This is a genomic window from Terrabacter sp. BE26, assembly GCF_041941675.1.
GTDB lineage: Bacteria > Actinomycetota > Actinomycetes > Actinomycetales > Dermatophilaceae > Terrabacter.
The window spans coordinates 987,128-1,003,617 of sequence record NZ_CP090122.1 but is presented as its reverse complement, the minus strand read 5'-3'; the positions used below and the strand labels follow the sequence as shown (position 1 = coordinate 1,003,617).

The following is a 16,490-nucleotide window of genomic DNA, read 5'->3' as shown; positions in this document are numbered from 1 at the left end:
ATGGCAGGCGGGCAGACCTCGCCGCGCGGGCCCCCGGCCAGGTCGCCGGCCAGGTCGCCGCTGTCACACTTCGCGCGCCCCGTTCGTCACCATCGCAGAACACCAACGGAGAGCACCGACAAAGGACACGCATAACGCCAACGCAGGCTAGCAACGCAAGACACCAACGCAAGACACCAACGCAAGGCACCAACGAACGGAGTCAAACCATGAAGACGATGAGCTGCCGTGACCTCGGTGGACCCTGCGACCTCGAGCACCGCGGCGAGAACGCCGACGAGATCATCAAGGCCCAGGACCGACACCTCAAGGAGGCGGAGCAAGCCGGGGACGCGACCCACCAGGAGGCTCGCGACGCCATGAAGTCCCGCTGGCGGCACCCGCGCAAGTCGATGGGCTGGTACCGCGACACGAAGGCGGCCTTCGAGCGCCTCCCGGTGAGCTGAGGACCGTCGCGGTCATGGCGGCCGCTTCGAGCGCTCGTGAACAGGACATCGCCGTTGGGCTGCGCCCGGGAGGGTAAGCGCCACCGGTGAGACGAGCCGGCCCGCGGACGAGGGACGTCGACCCCGCCCGGAGCGACGGCGCGGAGCCGCGCTCGGAGGCGGGCGGCATACGCCAGGGGTGAGGACTGATGGGCGCCCGGAAAATGCCGCGACGCTGTCGGTGCCTGGCCATATCGTCAGGACAGTGACCTCCACCCGACTCGACTCGCAGCGGCCGGTGTCGGTTCCCGCGCCGGCCCACGACGTCCACCGCACGGTCGACTGGCGGCGGCTGCGCAACCCGGTGTCGGTGTGGGCGCTCGCGGCCTGTGCCATCGCCGCGGTCGGCTCCTCCGTCGGGTCCCTGGTCGCCGGCCGCCTGGCCGAGCATGCGACCACCGCGCTCGTCGAGCTGCTCGCGCTGTGCGTGGTCGGCGCGGCCCTGCTCGACACCACGGGACGTACGCTCTGGGCCGGCTCGGTCGACCGCGCCGAGGGGCGTCTGCGCGCCGACCTGCTCGATGCCGCGATGCACCAGCCCCTGTCTGCCCTGAACGACCAGGCGGTGGGAGAGGTCCTCGACCGCGTCGACGACGACACGCACGAGGTCGGTGCGCTGCTGCGACAGAGCGCCTGGCAGGCCATCCGCACGGTGCTGGCCTCCGGTCCGCTGTGGATCGTCGCCGGCACGACCTGGTGGCCTGCCTTCTTCCTCTTCCCAATCGCCGGCCTGGGCGCCGTCGCCGTCGTGCGGTCGCTGCTGCCCCAGGTCTCGGCCCGCAAGGTCGAGGAGGAGATGGCCTGGACCGACCATGCCGCGGCACTCGAGGAGGGTGTGGCCGCTCGCGACGACCTGCGCGCCAGCCTCGGCCAGGCCCATGTCGTGCGCCGGTGCACCGAGCTGGCCGCCACCGTGCACCGCCGCTTCGCCGTGGTCCTCGGCCTCGAGAGCCGCATCGGGCGGCGCACCGGCAGCCTGCTGCACGCCGCTCTCGCCGGCACCGCGCTCGTCGGGGTTGCCCTCGTCGTGGGCGACCGCCTGACGACGGCCGCCCTCGTGACGCTCTTCCTCGTCACCACCATGTTCGTCGGGCAGGTCGACATGCTCGCCCGGCACCTGCCTGACCTGCAGGCCGGCTTCGGTGCGGTGCTGAGGCTGCGCGGCCTGCTCGACGCCGAGCGCGAGCCGGTCGGCGGGGCGGCCCTGCCGCCGGGGCCGCTCGACATCGCCTTCTCCGACCTGCACTTTGCGTATGCCGGGGGCCGCTTCGCCCTGCAGCAGGTCGACCTACGCGTCCCCGCCGGCACGACGTGTGCGCTCGTGGGACGCACCGGCTCCGGCAAGTCGACGTTGGCGTCGCTGCTGTCGAGGGCGGTCGAGCCCGAGCGCGGCACGGTGCTGCTCGGCGGCGTCGACGTCCTCGACGTGGACCTGCAGCAGCTGCGCTCCGCCGTCGGCGTGGTCACCCAGCGGACCGAGATCCTGGCCGGCACGCTCGCGGAGAACATCACGCTGTTCGAGCCGGTGTCACGGGCGCAGGTGGAGGGCGCGGTCACCGAGCTGGGGCTGGACGAGTGGGTGGTCGGCCTGCCCGCGGGGCTCGACACCGTGCTGGGGCCGGGCGGCACCACCCTGTCGTCGGGGGAGGAGCAGCTGGTCGCCTTCGCGCGGCTGCTCGTCCGTGACGTCCGCGTGGTGGTCCTCGACGAGGCGACGGCCCGCATGGACCGGGTGACCGAGACGCAGGTCGTCCGGGCCGCCGAACGGCTGCTGGCCGGCCGCACCGGGCTTCTCGTCGCGCACCGGCTCTCGACGACCGAGCGTGCCGAGCAGGTCGCGGTCCTCGACGGCGGCCGCGTGGTGCAGCAGGGCCCGCGCCGCGGCCTGGCCGCGCAGGACGGCCCCTTCCGGGCACTGCTCGAGGCGTCCGCGGAGGTCGGTGACGGCGTCGGGGCAGCGCCCGCGACCGCCGGGCAGGTGGGCACCGCCCGCCGCACCGGCCCGCCGCCTCCCGCCCCGGAGCTCGAGCCGACGCCGGGCCTGGCCCGAGCCACGCTGTCGGCGATGTTCATCGAGCCGCAGTGGGGCCTGGTCAGCATCGGCCTCTTCCTCGGCTCGGCCCTCACGGGCGCCTTCGGCGCTCTGACGGGCTGGATCTGGGGACACCTCGTCGTCGCCCTGCAGCAGGGGGCGAGCCCCACGGCACTGACCGTCGCGCTCGTCGGCTCCCTGATGCTGTCGCCGCTCCTGCTCGCCGAGGCGTTCCGCCGCTTCGCCCGCTCGGCGGTGCTCGTCGGCCAGACCTCGCAGCACCGGCTGGAGCCGACACCGCCGGGTGAGGCAGTCGCCCGAACCATGGACGCCGACCGCCTCGCGCGCTATGCCGACCGCTGGGTGGACTTCGTCAACGGCCTCGTCATCGCGGGGGTGACGGCGGCCGTGGCCGGCAGCTGGGTGGCCGGTGCCGTCCTGCTTGGGGTGATGGTGGCCTCCGCGCTGGCCTCCTCGCTCGGACGGCGGGTCGCCGGTCGCTCCGCCACCGCCTCTGCCGCAGCGCGCGCGACCTTCGGGCGCTCGCTCGTGTCGGCGCTCGACTCGGTGCGCACCGTCAAGCTCGCCGCGTCGACGCCCAGCGTCCACGCCCACCTGCGCGAGGTGGATGCCGGCCGCGTGGATGCCGCCGTGCGCGAGCACCGTGTGCAGGCCCTGCTCGACGGCGTGCCCATCGTCCTGGTGCAGTGCGGCGTCGTTGTTTCCTGGGCCCTTCTCGTGATGGGGGAGTGGGGGCTGGCCACCGCGTTGCTCGTCGCGGGGGCGGTCAACGGCTTCGACTGGTTCGGGCGCGTCGCCGGCTCGGTCATCACCGAGGCACCGGGCACGAAGGCGTGGATGCGCGCCACGAGCCGGTTGGCCGGCGGGGGCGACCTCATGAAGGTCGCTCCGGGGGTGGACCTGGTCGAGGGGGCGGCCCCGGCTCCCGCCCCCGTGGCTCGTGAGCCGCTGCGCACGCTGGAGCTGGCGGGTGTCACGGCGGTCCACGACGACGGGACGCTGGGGGCCACCGACGTCGACCTGACGGTGCGGTCGCGGGAGCTCGTGCTGCTGCTCGGCCAGGTCGGGTCGGGCAAGTCCAGCCTCCTGTCGGCGCTGGCCGGGCTGGTCGGCTCCACCGGGGAGATCCGGTGGAACGGCGAGCCGGTCCGAGACCCGCAGGCTTTCCTGCGCCCCGGCCGGGTGGCCCACGTCGCACAGGTGCCGCGCGTGCTCTCGGGGACCTTCACCGACAACGTCCGGCTCGACCACGCCGACCGCGCGGTGATGCCGGCGCTGCATGCCGCCCGCATGGGCGCCGACGTCGATGCAGCGGGTGGACCCGAGGCGCTGGTCGGCCATCGCGGTGTCCGCCTGTCGGGCGGGCAGGTGCAGCGGCTGGCACTCGCGCGCGCGCTCGCCTGCGAGGCCGAGCTGCTGCTCGCTGACGACGTGTCCTCAGCACTCGACTCGGCGACCGAGATCGAGCTCTGGACCACCCTGCGCGAGCGCGGTGCCACCGTCGTCGGAGCCACGTCCAAGCGGGCTGCCCTGGCGCAAGCCGACCGCGTCGTGGTGCTGGTCGAGGGCCAGGTCGCCGCGGTGGGTCCCTGGACCGAGCTCGCCGACGCCTGGGGGCACCTGGCCGGCTGAGCGTTCGACGCAGGACGGACGACTCGGTGATAGGGCGTCCCGAATGCGTCGGGGACCTGAAGTCCTCGCTCGCAGTCACCCGACCGAGGTGGGACGCGCCCGGGAAAGTAGGCCAGAAAGAGTCCCCGTACGTGCCGGTGGCCCCGCGCGGGTGGGCGGGGTGTGGGGCGGGGCAGTCAGGTGTGCCAGGTGACGCCGGTTGGGGTGACGGTGGCGGTGAGGTCGTGGTCGTGGACCTGGGTGTGGTGTCGCTGGCAGAGCAGGGCGCCGTTGGACACGCTGGTGGGGCCGCCGTGGCGCCAGTGGAGGACGTGGTGGGCGTCGCACCAGGTGGCGGGGACGGTGCAGCCGGGGTAGCTGCAGCCCTGGTCGCGGGCGGTGAGGGCCAGGCGTTGGCTGCGGGTGAAGAGGCGGCGGCTGCGGCCGATGTCGAGCGGGGCGCTGTCGCCGCCGAGGACGACGGGGATGATCTGGGCGTCGCAGGCCATGCGGCGCACGGCGCCGGGGGAGAGGACGTCGCCGGTGAGGGTGGTGCCGCTGCCGCGCACGTCGTCGACGAGGGTGTCGTAGTCGATGAGGACGACGACCTTGGCCTTGTCGGTGGTCGGGATGCCGTCGGCGGAGGCGACGCCGCGCTGCACGATGGTCAGCAGGGCATCCATCGACATCGAGCCGGCGTGCGGTCGTCGGGGGTGGTGGTGCGGCCGTGCTCGTCGGTGACGGGGGTCGGGGCGGCGAGGGGGTCGATGGCGGCCTTGAGGATGGCGGCTGCTTCGGGGTCGAGGACCCCGCGCATGCCGACCATGCCGGTGGGGGTGGGCTGGGTGAACCACAGGCCGCGGGCTGCGCGTCGTTGGTGGTCGAGCCGGTCCTCGTCGTCGGGCTCGTCGCGCGGTGGCCGGATCTGTTCGGTGTGGTGTCGGGCGAGGCGGGCGAGCTCCTCGGGCCGTAGCCGTGGGGCCTGGTCGGTGAGGTCGCCGAGCGCGGTGGTGAGGTCGTCGGGGTCGGCGACGGGGGCTGTGCGGGTGTGGAAGTCGATGATCTGGGCGGCGTTGCCGACGGTGACCTGTTGGGTGGCCACGAGTAGCCGGAGCCGCGCCCAGCGGGCGTCGGTCAGGGCGGTGCCGACGGTGGCGAGGGCCTTGGCTTGTCCGGCGGTCAACGAGGGGTCGTGCCGGCGGAGCCAGTCGGTGCGCGAGAGGCCCTCGGGGGCCTTGATGCCGCGGGAGACCAGCTCGGCGACGATGGTCACGAGGGTGACCTCGTGGGTGCGGCGCTGCGCGGCGACGCGTTCGGCGGCCGCGGTGAGGTCGGCCTCGGCATGGGCCGAGAGGCCGAACCCGGCCATCGCCTCCATCGTGACCGCGTCGACCGCGGCACAATGGCTCCCGACGCCCGCGTCGTGTCCGGCACGAGCCTCCGCGCGCCGGCTGACCGACTCGATCCAGGCCGGGTCCTCGACCATCTCCTCGAAGGCCGCTTCGTCGAGCCAGCGGACGTGGTCCAGGTCCAGCGACTCGAGGTCCTCGGGGGCCAGGTCGGCCCATGGCCCGCTGCACAGGGCCTGCGGTCGGGTGGCCGGGGCCACCGGCCTGCTCGTTGCGCCGGCTCGAGCCCGTCGCCCGGCGCCACCGGTCCGGTGGATGCCGCGTACCCGACTCGTTCGACCCGTCTGACTCGGTTGGCCCGACTGGCTCGGTGGCCCCGTCGGATCGGCCAGCTCACCGTTCGCGCTGAATGCAGTCCCGGCGGGAGACCCGGACGCCGCCGAGGAAGCTGTGGCACCGGCGGAAGCAGACGGCATACGGCCCGCGAAGCGCTCCCAGAACCCCGCCTCGGCGACACCGCCCGTGGCGCGCTGGCGCGCCTCGAGGTCGGTCAGCCGGCTCCGGAGGAGCTCGAGCATCGATGGTTCTGGAGTCATGAGTCGAACATACATTCGACCGCCGACAGTGACTTGTGAGGTGGGCGGAAAGGCCCGATTGTCCGAAGAGTTCGTCCCTGGCCGGGCGACGGGCGGGTAGGGAGACCGCGACGCCCGGCTCTCCGCACTGCGCGAGCGCCAGCCCACCGAGGTTTTCTCGAGCGGGTGCGGTACGTCGGTGAGGCGGGTTGGGTAGGGCGTCAATGTCAGCCGTACGACGTGAGGAAGGAGTGACCGGTGACCGACAACCCGGATCTGGAGTCGAGCGGGGAGCCTCCGCAGCAGAGCCAGTCGTCCGTTCGACGTGCACCTCTCGCAGGCACGCCGGAGGAACGGGAGCCCGAGCAGGACGCGGCCCACGACGCCCCGCGCTCACACGGTGACGGGAGCCAGGACGAGCTCGAGGCCCAGGCCGCCGACGACTTCTACCACGACCGTCCTGCGGCAATGTCCGCTCGGGTCTTCGACGCCGAAGGCACCGCCGGCGAGTGACCCGTCCGCCCGGCTCGACGCCTGCCGGCGCGGCCGGGGAACGAGTGCCGCGAGCGCGAGGTGGTGCTGCACGAGGAGCAGCCGGTTTGTGGACAAGCAGGCCGTTCCGGTCGAGCGGGTACGTCTCGTCAAGGAGCAGGTGATTCAGCAGGAGACCGTCTCGGAGGAGGTGCGCCAGCAGCGCATCGAGGCCGAGGGCCCGGCGTCACCGACGACCGCTCCCGACCGCCCGGGGGCCACCGCCGCCGGTGCCAGCAGACAACGAGAGGAGCTCACCATGAGCTCAGCAGCAGGACCCACCGGCCGTGGACGGGCCGCCGAGGAGGAACTGCACGGCTCGCACCGGGAGGACGAGACGCTACGGGACGGTCGCCGGGACGAGACCCTCGTCGCCGAGACCGTGCCCGCGGACCGGGCCGAGCGGCTTGCCCGCGAGGACGTCGTCCTCGACCAGCGGGACGCCTTCGGCGGCGTCAAGGTCGGCTCCGCCTTCTTCGGCTGGCTGACCGCCACCGGCATGGCGGTGCTGCTGACTGCGCTCGTGGCCGCCGCCGGCACCGCCGTCGGCGTCGCGACGTCGACGAACGTCGACCAGGCTGCCAGCGACGCGAGCCGGAACCCCCAGAGCGTGGGCCTCGTCGGCGGCATCCTCCTGCTCGTCATCCTCTTCGTGGCGTACTTCTGTGGCGGCTACGTGGCTGGTCGGATGGCGCGCTTCGACGGCGCGAAGCAGGGACTGGCGGTGTGGCTGTGGGCCGTGGTCATCGCGCTCGTGGTGGCCGGGCTGGCCGCCGTCGCCGGCAGCAAGTACGACGTGCTGAGCCAGCTGAACAGCTTCCCGCGCATCCCCGTCGACGGGGGCACCCTGAGCAAGGGCGGCATCATCGCCCTCGTCGTCGTCGCCGTGGCGAGCCTGCTCGGCGCACTCCTTGGCGGCCTAGCCGGGATGCACTACCACCGCAAGGTGGACCGCGCCGCCCTCGACGTCTGACCACACGAACGTCGCCCCCCGACGGCTCGATCACCCGACGGCTCGGTATGCCGTGTCCCACTCCTCCCGGGACGGCATACCGAGCCGCTGGCGTGCCCTCGAGGGCACACCCCGCCAGGACTCGCGGGTCAGAGCCCGCCGGCCGTCCCGGTTCCCGCGGCTGCGCCCCGTGGGCCGGGACGCGGACCCCACAGCACACCCCCAGCCCGAGAGGCCCCTCATGTCACCTGCGCAGCCCGGCCGGTTCCGGCTGTTCCCTATCCCCGGCTACTCGAGGACCACGGCGGGCGGCACCCGGGTGTCCTGCGGTGGGTGCTGCCTGGCGCTGCCGATCGGGTGCCTCACGGGCCTCATCGCCGTGGCGGCGCCTGTGGCCGTGAACGTGGTGCGGCGCCGGCGCTCCCGGTCCTGAGTGCCTTCGGTGCGGGGCGTCGTCGACCCGCCGCCCTGGCCCGAGACGCAGAGTTGCGGTCGATGTCGCCGAGCACCGCGTCTGCGTCCCTCTGGTCCTCGACATGACGCGCGCAGTCGCTGAGATCCTTGGCCAGCCGGTCACGGTCGTCGTGGTGCCGGGATTGTCGGCCGACGGCCGTCCTCTTCCAGTCGAACCCGGTCGCGGCGACAGTCTTCGACGGTAGGACGGTGTGCAGGAGTGGGGAAAGCAGCGACCGCCGAGGTGAGCCCTCGGCGGTCGCGTGCTGCGGTGCGCGGCGTCAGAAGCCGAGCTTGCCTCCGAGGTCGCCGAGGCCGCCGCTCAGCAGCTCCTGCGGGTTGATGCCGAACTTGCCGAGGAGGTCGGCGTGCTGGTCGGTGTCGACCTGGTCGGGCAGCTCACTCTCGGCCTGCTGGGCCTGCTGCTGGTCCCCGCGGTTGCGGAGGAGCTCGAGGATCTGCTGCTTGTCGATCTGCATGGTGGCTCTCCTTCGTGGATGCACCGCCAGGCCCGTTAGAGCAACGGCGGAAGGGGCAGTACACGTGCCCTGAGGACGTACCCGCACCGGGCGATGTCGTCGCGGCGGACGCTCGAGGAGCCAGCGGGCGTCCACGAGGCGGTCGGACCCCTCGGTGCTCGACGGACCTCACGTAGGAATTCACGAACGACCGGTTCACTGACGGCCGGGGTCGTGGGACGACGAGCCCCGCGGCACGCATACGGCTCGTCGACCAAGATGGCCCACCCGCGCGTAGGCGGGCCCACGCGGCCCCGGAGTGGGCGGCTGCGGCGCCCCGGTCGAGCCTGCTTTGCCGCTCTCCCAGCGGGTACGCGTTCGGCATGGGCAATGACAACGACGGCGCGCCCGGCGGCGCCGGGGTCACGACCCCGACCTCGACCCGGACACGGACGCCACGATGACAGCGCCAGACGAGGGTCGGCCCGACGGGAAGGGTTGGACGCCGGACGAGGCGACGAGAGGCTCCCACGGCGGCGCGCCCCAGCACCCCCAGAACTCGGCCGCGGCGGTCGTCGAGGCGCAGGAGGAGGAGGGCCCCGCGGACGAGTGATACCCCGAAAACCCCGACAGTCCCCAAAGTCCCGAAAGTCCCGTGAGCCAAGGAGATCCACATGCGTACGTACTCGGTCGGCTACTTCGTCGGCAGCCTGTCCTCAACCTCCATCAACCGGCAGCTGAGCAAGGCGCTGATCCGGGTGGCCCCAGAGGGACTCGAGTTCACCGAGCTGCCCATCGGCAACCTGCCTCTCTACAGCCCCGACTTCGACTCCGACTACCCGCCGGAGGCGAAGGCCCTCAAGGACGCGATCGCCGCGTCCGACGCCGTGCTCTTCGTCAGCCCGGAGTACAACCGCTCCATTCCGGGGGCGCTCAAGAACGCCATCGACTGGGCCTCGCGGCCCTGGGGGCAGAACTCGTTCGACCACGTGCCGGCCGCCGTCATCGGTGCCTCTCCGGGGCAGATCGGCACCGCGGTGGGGCAGCAGAGCCTGCGAGCCGTCCTGAGCTTCTGCAACGCCCGACAGATGACCGCGCCCGAGGCCTACATCATGTTCCCGCCCGGCCTGGTCACCGATGACGGCGAGGTCACCGACCAGACGACGGCGGCGTTCCTGACCGCCTTCATGGGCGAGTTCCGGGACCACGTCGAGCGCGTCCTCACGGTCCTGCCGCGCAGCTGAGCCTCCCCCCGGGCTGCCGGGAAAGGCGGACGACCTACGGCGATTATCACCCGGCGTTACCTGTCCTATAACATGGCGTACGCGATCGTGTGCGGCGCTACCGCCTGCCTTGCGCGCCCCCGTCCCATCGGCGGCGCCACCGGCCCAGCGGTATGCGGCTCGCCCGTTCGCGTCAGACCAGCACCGACGCCGGCCAGTCCTCGGCGTGCCCGGGGATCGTCGCCCCGTCCATCACCGGAGGACCCTCACCATGCTCTCGTCCACGCGCGCCGTCACCGCCTCCGCGGTCGTCCTCGCAGCCCTGTCGCTCACCGCGTGCGGCGGCTCCTCCACCGGTCAGGCGGCCGCGGACAACCCGTACAAGCTCCAGCAGCCCGGTGTGCTCCGCACCGGCACGCTGACCGACGCGCCGCCCAACGTCTACATCAAGAACGGCACCTTCACCGGCTTCGACAACGACCTGCTGACCGCCGTCGCCGGCAAGCTCGGCCTCAAGGTCGAGTTCGTCGGCACCGAGTTCAGCTCGCTCCTCGCGCAGGTCAAGACCGGCAAGTTCGACGTCGGCTCCTCTTCGATCAGCATCACCGAGGCCCGCAAGAAGACCGTCGACTTCACGAACAAGTACGACTTCGGCTTCCTCGGCCTCGACGTGCCGAAGGGCTCGAGCATCACGTCCTTCGACCAGCTCGCCGGCAAGCGCGTCGCGGTCGTGCAGGGCACCGTCCAGGACGACTACGCGACCCGCCAGAACCTCAACCCGGTGCGCGTCCCCGACTACAACGCCGCCCTGAACCAGCTGCGCGCCGGCACCGCCGACGCGTGGATCACGCCCGCCGAGATCGGCGAGAAGACCGCTGCCGACTCCGGCGGAAAGGTCGTGTCCGTGGCCAAGCAGCTCGACCCGGGCGGCATGGCGTATGCCGTCGCGCCGGGCAACGACAAGCTGCGCGCTGCGCTGGACAAGGGGATCGACGAGGTCGTCGCCGACGGCACGTGGGCCAAGCTGCAGAAGCAGTACTACCCCGGCCGCGCGATCCCGGCCTCCTTCAAGCCCGGCACCGCCGGGGCCGCGAAGTAACGGGCGCCGCCCAGCCCTCCACACCGACACGCCTACCGACAGACCACACCAACTCCGGAGAGGGGCCGCATGGACGTCCTGAACACGTTGCGCGAGACGTTCCTCGACTGGGACGCCATGCGGGCCGCCCTGCCCGACCTGCTGCGCGTCGGCCTGGTCAACACCCTCATCCTCGCGTTGTCGTCGGCCGTCATCGGCACGCTGCTCGGGATGTTGCTCGCCGTGGCGGGCCTGTCGTCCCGCCGCTGGCTGCGCTGGCCCGCCCGGGTCTACACGGACGTCTTCCGAGGCCTGCCCGCGGCGGTGACCATCCTGCTCATCGGCGTGGGCCTGTCGCCCCTCGGCCTGAGGATCTGGGGACCGAACCCCTACCCGCTCGGGATCCTGGCCCTGTCGCTGATCGCCAGCGCCTACATCGGCGAGATCTTCCGTTCCGGCATCCAGAGCGTCGACCGTGGCCAGCTCGAGGCTGCCCGGGCCCTCGGCTTCAGCCGCACCTCGGGCATGCGGCTGGTCGTCATCCCGCAGGGGGTTCGCCGGGTCCTGCCGGCTCTCGTCAACCAGTTCATCGCGCTGGTCAAGGAGTCCTCGCTCGTCTACTTCCTCGGGCTGCTCGCCAGCCAACGCGACCTGTTCCGCATCGGCCAGGACGCCGCCGCCAACTCCGGCAACCAGTCCGCGCTGCTGCTGGCCGGCCTGTTCTACCTGCTGATCACCGTGCCCCTGACGCACGTAGTCAACGCGGTCGACCGGCGCCTGCGGGAGGGGCGCAAGGCCGACGGCGCGCACGGCGGTGGCGACCCGGACGACGACGATTCCCTGCCCGCGACCGTAGCCGTCCCCCAGGAGGCCTGATGAGCGCCGTCTCCCCGTCCACCAGCGAGTCGTCCGCGCAGCCCGCGCCGTCCGCGCCGTCCGCCGCCGCCTCCGCCGCACCGTCCGGCAGTCGCCCGGGGGTCGCCGTGGCCACCCGTGACGTCCACCTGGCCTTCGGCTCGAACCGGGTGCTGCGCGGCGTGGACCTCGACGTCGCCGCTGCCACCACCGCCTGCGTCATCGGGCCGTCCGGCTCCGGCAAGTCGACGCTCCTGCGGGTCGTCAACCGCCTTCTCGAGCCCGACCAGGGCGACGTGCTGCTCGACGGCCGAAGCGTTATGGCCGACGACCCCGACGCTCTGCGTCAGCGTGTCGGGATGGTGTTCCAGCACTTCAACCTGTTCCCGCACCAGACGGTCCGCCAGAACGTCACCCTCGGGCTCGTCCACCTCAAGGGGATGTCCAAGGACGAGGCGGCCGAGCGGGCCCACCACCACCTCGACCGCGTGGGCCTGGCGCACAAGGCGGACGTGCGTCCCGGCAACCTCTCGGGCGGCCAGCAGCAGCGCGTCGCCATTGCGCGGGCCCTTGCCATGGAGCCGGAGGTCATGCTCTTCGACGAGGCCACCTCGGCCCTGGACCCCGAGCTCGTCAAGGGCGTGCTGGCCACTATGGCCGACCTCGCAGCCGAGGGCATGACCATGCTCGTGGTCACGCACGAGATGGGTTTCGCGCGGTCCGTCGCCCAGCAGGTGCTCTTCATGGACGGCGGGCGGGTGCTCGAGTCGGGGGAGCCGGACCGGCTCTTCGAGGCCCCGCGCACCGCGCGCCTCCAGCGCTTCCTCTCCCAGGTGCTCTGACGGCATACGCCGTCCGGTGGCCTGGCGGGGAACGCCGGGGAGTGATCACCGATGTGGAATGTCCGCGGTGGCTGTGTAAGGTAAGCCTTACCTACCCCCACGACGAAGGCAACTCACCCATGACCTCTCGCCTCCACCCCACCCTCGGCGTCGCCGCCGCGGCAGCCGGCGCGCTCGTCCTGAGCGCCTGCGGCTCCGGCGCGAGCGGGGGCAGCTCCGCCGCCGAGCCGGGCTCGATCACGCTCTACAACGCCCAGCACGAGAGCCTGACCAAGGACTGGGTCGACGCATTCACGAAGCAGACCGGCATCAAGGTGGTCGTGCGCAACGGCGACGACACCGAGCTGTCCAACCAGATCGTGCAGGAGGGCGCGGCATCGCCGGCCGACGTCTTCCTCACCGAGAACAGCCCCGCGATGACCCAGGTCGAGAACGCCGGCCTCTTCGCCGACGTCGACAAGGCCACTCTGGACCAGGTGCCCGCAGAGTTCCGTCCCTCGACGGGCAAGTGGACCGGCATCGCGGCCCGCTCCACGGTCCTCGTCTACGACAAGCGCAAGCTCCAGGAGAACCAGCTCCCGGCCTCGATGCTCGACCTCGCCAAGCCGGAGTGGAAGGGCCGCTGGGCCGCCTCACCGTCGGGCGCCGACTTCCAGGCCATCGTCTCGGCCCTGCACGAGCTGAAGGGTGAGGCGGCCACCAACGACTGGCTCACCGCCATGAAGACCAACGCCAAGGTCTACAAGGGCAACAGCACCGCGATGAAGGCGGTCAACTCCGGCGAGGTCGACACGGCGCTGATCTACCACTACTACTACTACGGCGACCAGGCCAAGACCGGCGAGAACTCGGCCAACGTCGGCACGCACTACTTCAAGCACCAGGACCCGGGCGCCTTCGTCTCGGTGTCCGGCGGAGGCGTGCTCAAGTCGTCGAAGAACGCCGCCGCAGCGCAGTCGCTGCTGAAGTTCATCACCGGCAAGGCCGGCCAGGAGGTGCTCCAGAAGGGGACGTCGTTCGAGTACGCGGTCGGCTCGGGCGTGCCCTCGAACCCGGCCCTCGTGCCCCTGAAGGACCTCCAGGCGCCGAGAGTCGATCCGGCCAAGCTCAACTCCGCCGCGGTCACCGATCTGATGACCAAGGCCGGTCTGCTGTAGTTGTCGCGTGACCACTGACCTGACCGCACCGGACGCGCGCCGCGCGACCGTCGTCGGCACGGCTGCAGCGCCGGGCCCGGGCACCCGCCCGGGCCCGGCGCCCGGGCGTCGGCGACCGCCCGTCCTCGCGGTCATCGCCGTGCTCATCGCGCTCTTCTCGCTGATGCCGCTCGGCTTCGTCGCCGTCGTGACCGCGACGACCGGATGGGACACCGCGGTCAAGCTGATCTTCCGGGCCCGGGTCGGCGAGCTGCTGCTCAACACGGTCCTGCTCATGCTCGTCTCGGTGCCGCTCTGCGTCGTGCTGGGCGTCGGCGGCGCTTGGCTCGTCGAGCGGACCCGCCTGCGCGGCAACCGGTTCTGGGCCCTGGCGCTCGCCGCGCCGCTGGCCATCCCGGCGTTCGTCAACAGCTACGGCTGGGTCTCCGCGGTGCCCTCGCTCGCCGGCCTGTGGTCCGGAGTGCTCATCTCCGTGCTGTCGTACTTTCCGCTGGTCTACATCCCGGCGGCCGCGACCCTGAGCCGCCTCGACCCGGCGCTGGAGGAGTCGGCGGCCTCGGTCGGGCTCGGGCCGTGGCAGGTCTTCCGCCGCGTCGTGCTGCCGCAGCTGCGCCTGGCCATCACCGGCGGCGCGCTGCTCGTCGGACTGCACCTGCTGTCCGAGTACGGCGCCTTCGCGATGATCCGCTTCGACACCTTCACGACGGCGATCATGGTGCAGTTCCAGTCCACCTTCAACGGCGCCGCCGGAAACATGCTCGCCAGCGTGCTGGTGGTGCTGTGCCTGCTGCTGCTCGTCGCCGAGGTCCGCAGCCGGGGCACGGCGCGCTACGCCCGGGTCGGCTCGGGCGGGCAGGCTGCCCCCGGCCGTATGCCGCTGGGCCGCCTCCACATGCCGGCGCAGCTCGCGCTGCTGCTCCTCGTCGTGCTCGCCGTCGGCGTGCCGATGTGGTTCGTCGTGCGCTGGGTGGTCCTCGGCGGCTCGGCGATCTGGGCGCCGGACGAGCTCCTGCCGGCCCTCGTGCAGACCCTGCTCTACGGCCTGGTCGGGGCCGCGGCGACGACTGTGGTCGCCTTCCCGATGGCCTTCCTCGCGGTGCGCCGCCCGAGCTGGTTCACCCGCTCGCTCGAGCTGTCCAACTACGTGACGAGCTCAATGCCCGGCATCGTCGTGGGCCTCGCCTTCGTGACCGTCAGCATCCGGCTCTTCCCCTCCGTCTACCAGACGGCGTTCGTGCTGGTGGCCGCCTACGTCCTGCTCTTCCTGCCACGCGCCCTCGTCAGCCTGCGCTCGGGTCTGGCCCAGGCGCCGCGCGAGCTGGAGGAGGCCGCCCAGGCGCTCGGCGTGCGCCCCTTCCTCGCGTTCGTGCGGGTCACCCTGCGTCTCGCGGCACCCGCCGCGGCCGGGGGAGCGGCCCTCGTCTTCCTCGCCATCGTCAACGAGCTGACCGCGACCCTGCTCCTCTCGCCCAACGGCACGCGGACGCTTGCGACCCAGTTCTGGGCCAAGAGCAGCGAGATCGACTACGCCGGCGCCGCGCCCTACGCCCTGCTCATGGTGGTGCTCTCCGCGCCCATGACCTACCTGCTCTTCCAGCAGTCGAAGAAAGCGGCCGGACAATGACATCGACAGCCAGGCCTCACGCGTCGAGCGACCCTGCGACAGCCACGAGCGCGCCGGCCGAGCGCGGACGCCTCGAGGTTGCCGGGCTCGCGAAGAGCTTCGGGGGTCAGCAGGTGCTGCGCGGCGTCACGCTCTCCGTCGAGCCCGGCAGCACCACGGCGATCGTCGGACCGTCCGGCTCCGGCAAGACGACCCTGCTGCGCCTGATCGCGGGCTTCGAGCGCGCCGACGCCGGCACGGTCGTGCTGAGTGGTCGAGGCCTCGCCGGCGGCGACCAGTGGGTGCCGGCGCACCACCGCGACGTCGGCTACGTCGCCCAGGACGGCGCCCTCTTCCCGCACCTGACCGTGAGCCAGAACATCGCCTTCGGCATGGAGCGGGCGACGGGTGCCAGGGGGCGGTCCGCGACCCGGACCCGGGTGGCGGAGCTGCTCGAGATGGTGTCGCTCGACGCGGCTCTCGCCGAACGCCGGCCGCACGAGATCTCCGGCGGCCAGCAGCAGCGCGTCGCGCTCGCGCGGGCGCTGGCCCGGGAGCCCGAGCTGATGCTGCTCGACGAGTCCTTCTCCGCGCTCGACGCGGGTCTGCGCGTGGCCACCCGGCGCACCGTCGGGGCGGTGCTGCGCGATGCGGGCATCACGACCGTCCTCGTCACCCACGACCAGGCCGAGGCCCTGTCCTTCGCCGACCAGGTCGCCGTCATGCGAGAGGGTCTCCTCGCCCAGGTCGACAGCCCCCTCGAGGTCTATACCCGACCGGTCGACCGGGCCACGGCCGAGTTCCTCGGCGACGCCGTCCTCCTCGAGGCCTGGGTCGACGGCGACAGCGCGTCCTGCTCACTCGGCTCGGTGCCGCTCGCCCCGACGACGCTGCGCGGACGGGTCCAGCTCATGCTCCGACCCGAGCAGATTCGCGTCGACGAGCACGGCCCCATCCGCGGCGTCGTCCTCGACACCGACTACTTCGGTCCCGAGAGCACGGTGCGGCTCGAGCTGACGTCGGGGCGCGAGCCCGGCTGCGAGACCTCGACGCTGGCGCGTGAGGGCCAGGTGATCAGCATCCGCCACTCCAGCGCCTTCATCGCAGCCAGGGGAACCGAGCTGCGGCTGCGCCTCGAGGGCGAGGCGATCGCCTTCCCGCCGAAGCCCTGAGCCTGCTGCGCGCCGGCTGCACCGACCCGGCCGCGCCCACCGGTCCCGATCCCGGGCCCGATCCCGGCCCCGATTCCCGTCCGGGTCCCGGTC

At 72.3% G+C, this 16,490-nt stretch carries 15 protein-coding genes; 12 read left to right on the top strand and 3 right to left on the bottom strand.

All coding sequences use genetic code 11. The features are described 5' to 3' along the window. Nucleotides 1–209: 209 nt before the first annotated feature. Entirely contained in the window at nt 210–446 is a 237-nt protein-coding gene (locus LQK93_RS04715) for a DUF1059 domain-containing protein (RefSeq protein ID WP_374970396.1), read from the top strand. A 244-nt stretch (nt 447–690) separates the two neighbouring features. Further along, nucleotides 691–4,170 carry an ATP-binding cassette domain-containing protein gene (locus tag LQK93_RS04710; protein WP_374970395.1) on the top strand — a complete coding sequence of 1,160 codons (3,480 nt, stop codon included), beginning with the start codon at nt 691–693 and terminating at the stop codon, nt 4,168–4,170. Between the two features lie 176 nt (nt 4,171–4,346). On the opposite strand, the gene LQK93_RS04705 is transcribed toward LQK93_RS04710, so the two are convergent. Then, nucleotides 4,347–4,838, bottom strand: a complete 492-nt coding sequence (locus tag LQK93_RS04705; RefSeq protein ID WP_374970394.1) for a DUF222 domain-containing protein — start codon at nt 4,836–4,838, stop codon at nt 4,347–4,349. Continuing rightward, the gene (locus LQK93_RS04700; RefSeq protein ID WP_374970393.1) at nt 4,817–5,758 is read right to left on the bottom strand and encodes a DUF222 domain-containing protein; all 942 of its coding nucleotides are present in this window, start codon (nt 5,756–5,758) and stop codon (nt 4,817–4,819) included. Before LQK93_RS04700 ends, LQK93_RS04705 begins: the two co-directional genes overlap by 22 nt. 573 nt (nt 5,759–6,331) lie before the next feature. Between LQK93_RS04700 and LQK93_RS04695 the strand changes: the two genes are divergently transcribed. Together LQK93_RS04695 and LQK93_RS04690 are read left to right on the top strand one after the other, a co-directional pair. Continuing rightward, nucleotides 6,332–6,586, top strand: a complete 255-nt coding sequence (locus tag LQK93_RS04695; protein WP_374970392.1) for a hypothetical protein — start codon at nt 6,332–6,334, stop codon at nt 6,584–6,586. Between the two features lie 88 nt (nt 6,587–6,674). Then, nucleotides 6,675–7,577, top strand: a complete 903-nt coding sequence (locus tag LQK93_RS04690; RefSeq protein WP_374970391.1) for a hypothetical protein — start codon at nt 6,675–6,677, stop codon at nt 7,575–7,577. 713 nt (nt 7,578–8,290) lie between these two features. On the opposite strand, the gene LQK93_RS04685 is transcribed toward LQK93_RS04690, so the two are convergent. Next, the gene (locus LQK93_RS04685) at nt 8,291–8,488 is read right to left on the bottom strand and encodes a hypothetical protein (RefSeq protein WP_374970390.1); all 198 of its coding nucleotides are present in this window, start codon (nt 8,486–8,488) and stop codon (nt 8,291–8,293) included. A gap of 439 nt (nt 8,489–8,927) precedes the next feature. Between LQK93_RS04685 and LQK93_RS04680 the strand changes: the two genes are divergently transcribed. From LQK93_RS04680 to LQK93_RS04645, 8 genes are all read left to right on the top strand, one after another. Next, a complete protein-coding gene (locus tag LQK93_RS04680) occupies nt 8,928–9,080 on the top strand; it encodes a hypothetical protein (protein ID WP_374970389.1) in 153 nt (50 codons plus the stop codon). Between the two features lie 61 nt (nt 9,081–9,141). Further along, entirely contained in the window at nt 9,142–9,711 is a 570-nt protein-coding gene (locus LQK93_RS04675) for an NADPH-dependent FMN reductase (protein WP_374970388.1), read from the top strand. A 250-nt stretch (nt 9,712–9,961) separates the two neighbouring features. Next, nucleotides 9,962–10,789, top strand: coding sequence for an ABC transporter substrate-binding protein (locus LQK93_RS04670; protein ID WP_374970387.1), 828 nt, complete (start codon nt 9,962–9,964; stop codon nt 10,787–10,789). Between the two features lie 69 nt (nt 10,790–10,858). Beyond that, complete coding sequence (locus tag LQK93_RS04665; protein ID WP_374970386.1) at nt 10,859–11,644, top strand: amino acid ABC transporter permease; 786 nt, start codon at nt 10,859–10,861, stop codon at nt 11,642–11,644. Then, the gene (locus tag LQK93_RS04660) at nt 11,644–12,465 is read left to right on the top strand and encodes an amino acid ABC transporter ATP-binding protein (RefSeq protein WP_374970385.1); all 822 of its coding nucleotides are present in this window, start codon (nt 11,644–11,646) and stop codon (nt 12,463–12,465) included. Before LQK93_RS04665 ends, LQK93_RS04660 begins: the two co-directional genes overlap by 1 nt. A 119-nt stretch (nt 12,466–12,584) precedes the next feature. Further along, entirely contained in the window at nt 12,585–13,622 is a 1,038-nt protein-coding gene (locus LQK93_RS04655) for an iron ABC transporter substrate-binding protein (RefSeq protein ID WP_374970384.1), read from the top strand. Between the two features lie 7 nt (nt 13,623–13,629). Then, nucleotides 13,630–15,246, top strand: a complete 1,617-nt coding sequence (locus LQK93_RS04650; protein WP_374970383.1) for an ABC transporter permease — start codon at nt 13,630–13,632, stop codon at nt 15,244–15,246. Next, on the top strand, nt 15,243–16,397 hold the full coding sequence (locus LQK93_RS04645) for an ABC transporter ATP-binding protein (protein ID WP_374970382.1): 1,155 nt from the start codon (nt 15,243–15,245) through the stop codon (nt 16,395–16,397). Before LQK93_RS04650 ends, LQK93_RS04645 begins: the two co-directional genes overlap by 4 nt. Nucleotides 16,398–16,490: the final 93 nt, after the last annotated feature.

What these genes read in the sequence shown, in the direction of transcription:
- LQK93_RS04715 (WP_374970396.1), top strand. Translation starts at nt 210, where the DNA reads ATGAAGACGATGAGCTGCCGTGACCTCGGTGGACCCTGCGACCTCGAG.
- LQK93_RS04705 (WP_374970394.1), bottom strand. Translation starts at nt 4,838, where the DNA reads ATGTCGATGGATGCCCTGCTGACCATCGTGCAGCGCGGCGTCGCCTCC.
- LQK93_RS04685 (WP_374970390.1), bottom strand. Translation starts at nt 8,488, where the DNA reads ATGCAGATCGACAAGCAGCAGATCCTCGAGCTCCTCCGCAACCGCGGG.
- LQK93_RS04680 (WP_374970389.1), top strand. Translation starts at nt 8,928, where the DNA reads ATGACAGCGCCAGACGAGGGTCGGCCCGACGGGAAGGGTTGGACGCCG.
- LQK93_RS04675 (WP_374970388.1), top strand. Translation starts at nt 9,142, where the DNA reads ATGCGTACGTACTCGGTCGGCTACTTCGTCGGCAGCCTGTCCTCAACC.
- LQK93_RS04670 (WP_374970387.1), top strand. Translation starts at nt 9,962, where the DNA reads ATGCTCTCGTCCACGCGCGCCGTCACCGCCTCCGCGGTCGTCCTCGCA.
- LQK93_RS04665 (WP_374970386.1), top strand. Translation starts at nt 10,859, where the DNA reads ATGGACGTCCTGAACACGTTGCGCGAGACGTTCCTCGACTGGGACGCC.
- LQK93_RS04660 (WP_374970385.1), top strand. Translation starts at nt 11,644, where the DNA reads ATGAGCGCCGTCTCCCCGTCCACCAGCGAGTCGTCCGCGCAGCCCGCG.
- LQK93_RS04655 (WP_374970384.1), top strand. Translation starts at nt 12,585, where the DNA reads ATGACCTCTCGCCTCCACCCCACCCTCGGCGTCGCCGCCGCGGCAGCC.
- LQK93_RS04645 (WP_374970382.1), top strand. Translation starts at nt 15,243, where the DNA reads ATGACATCGACAGCCAGGCCTCACGCGTCGAGCGACCCTGCGACAGCC.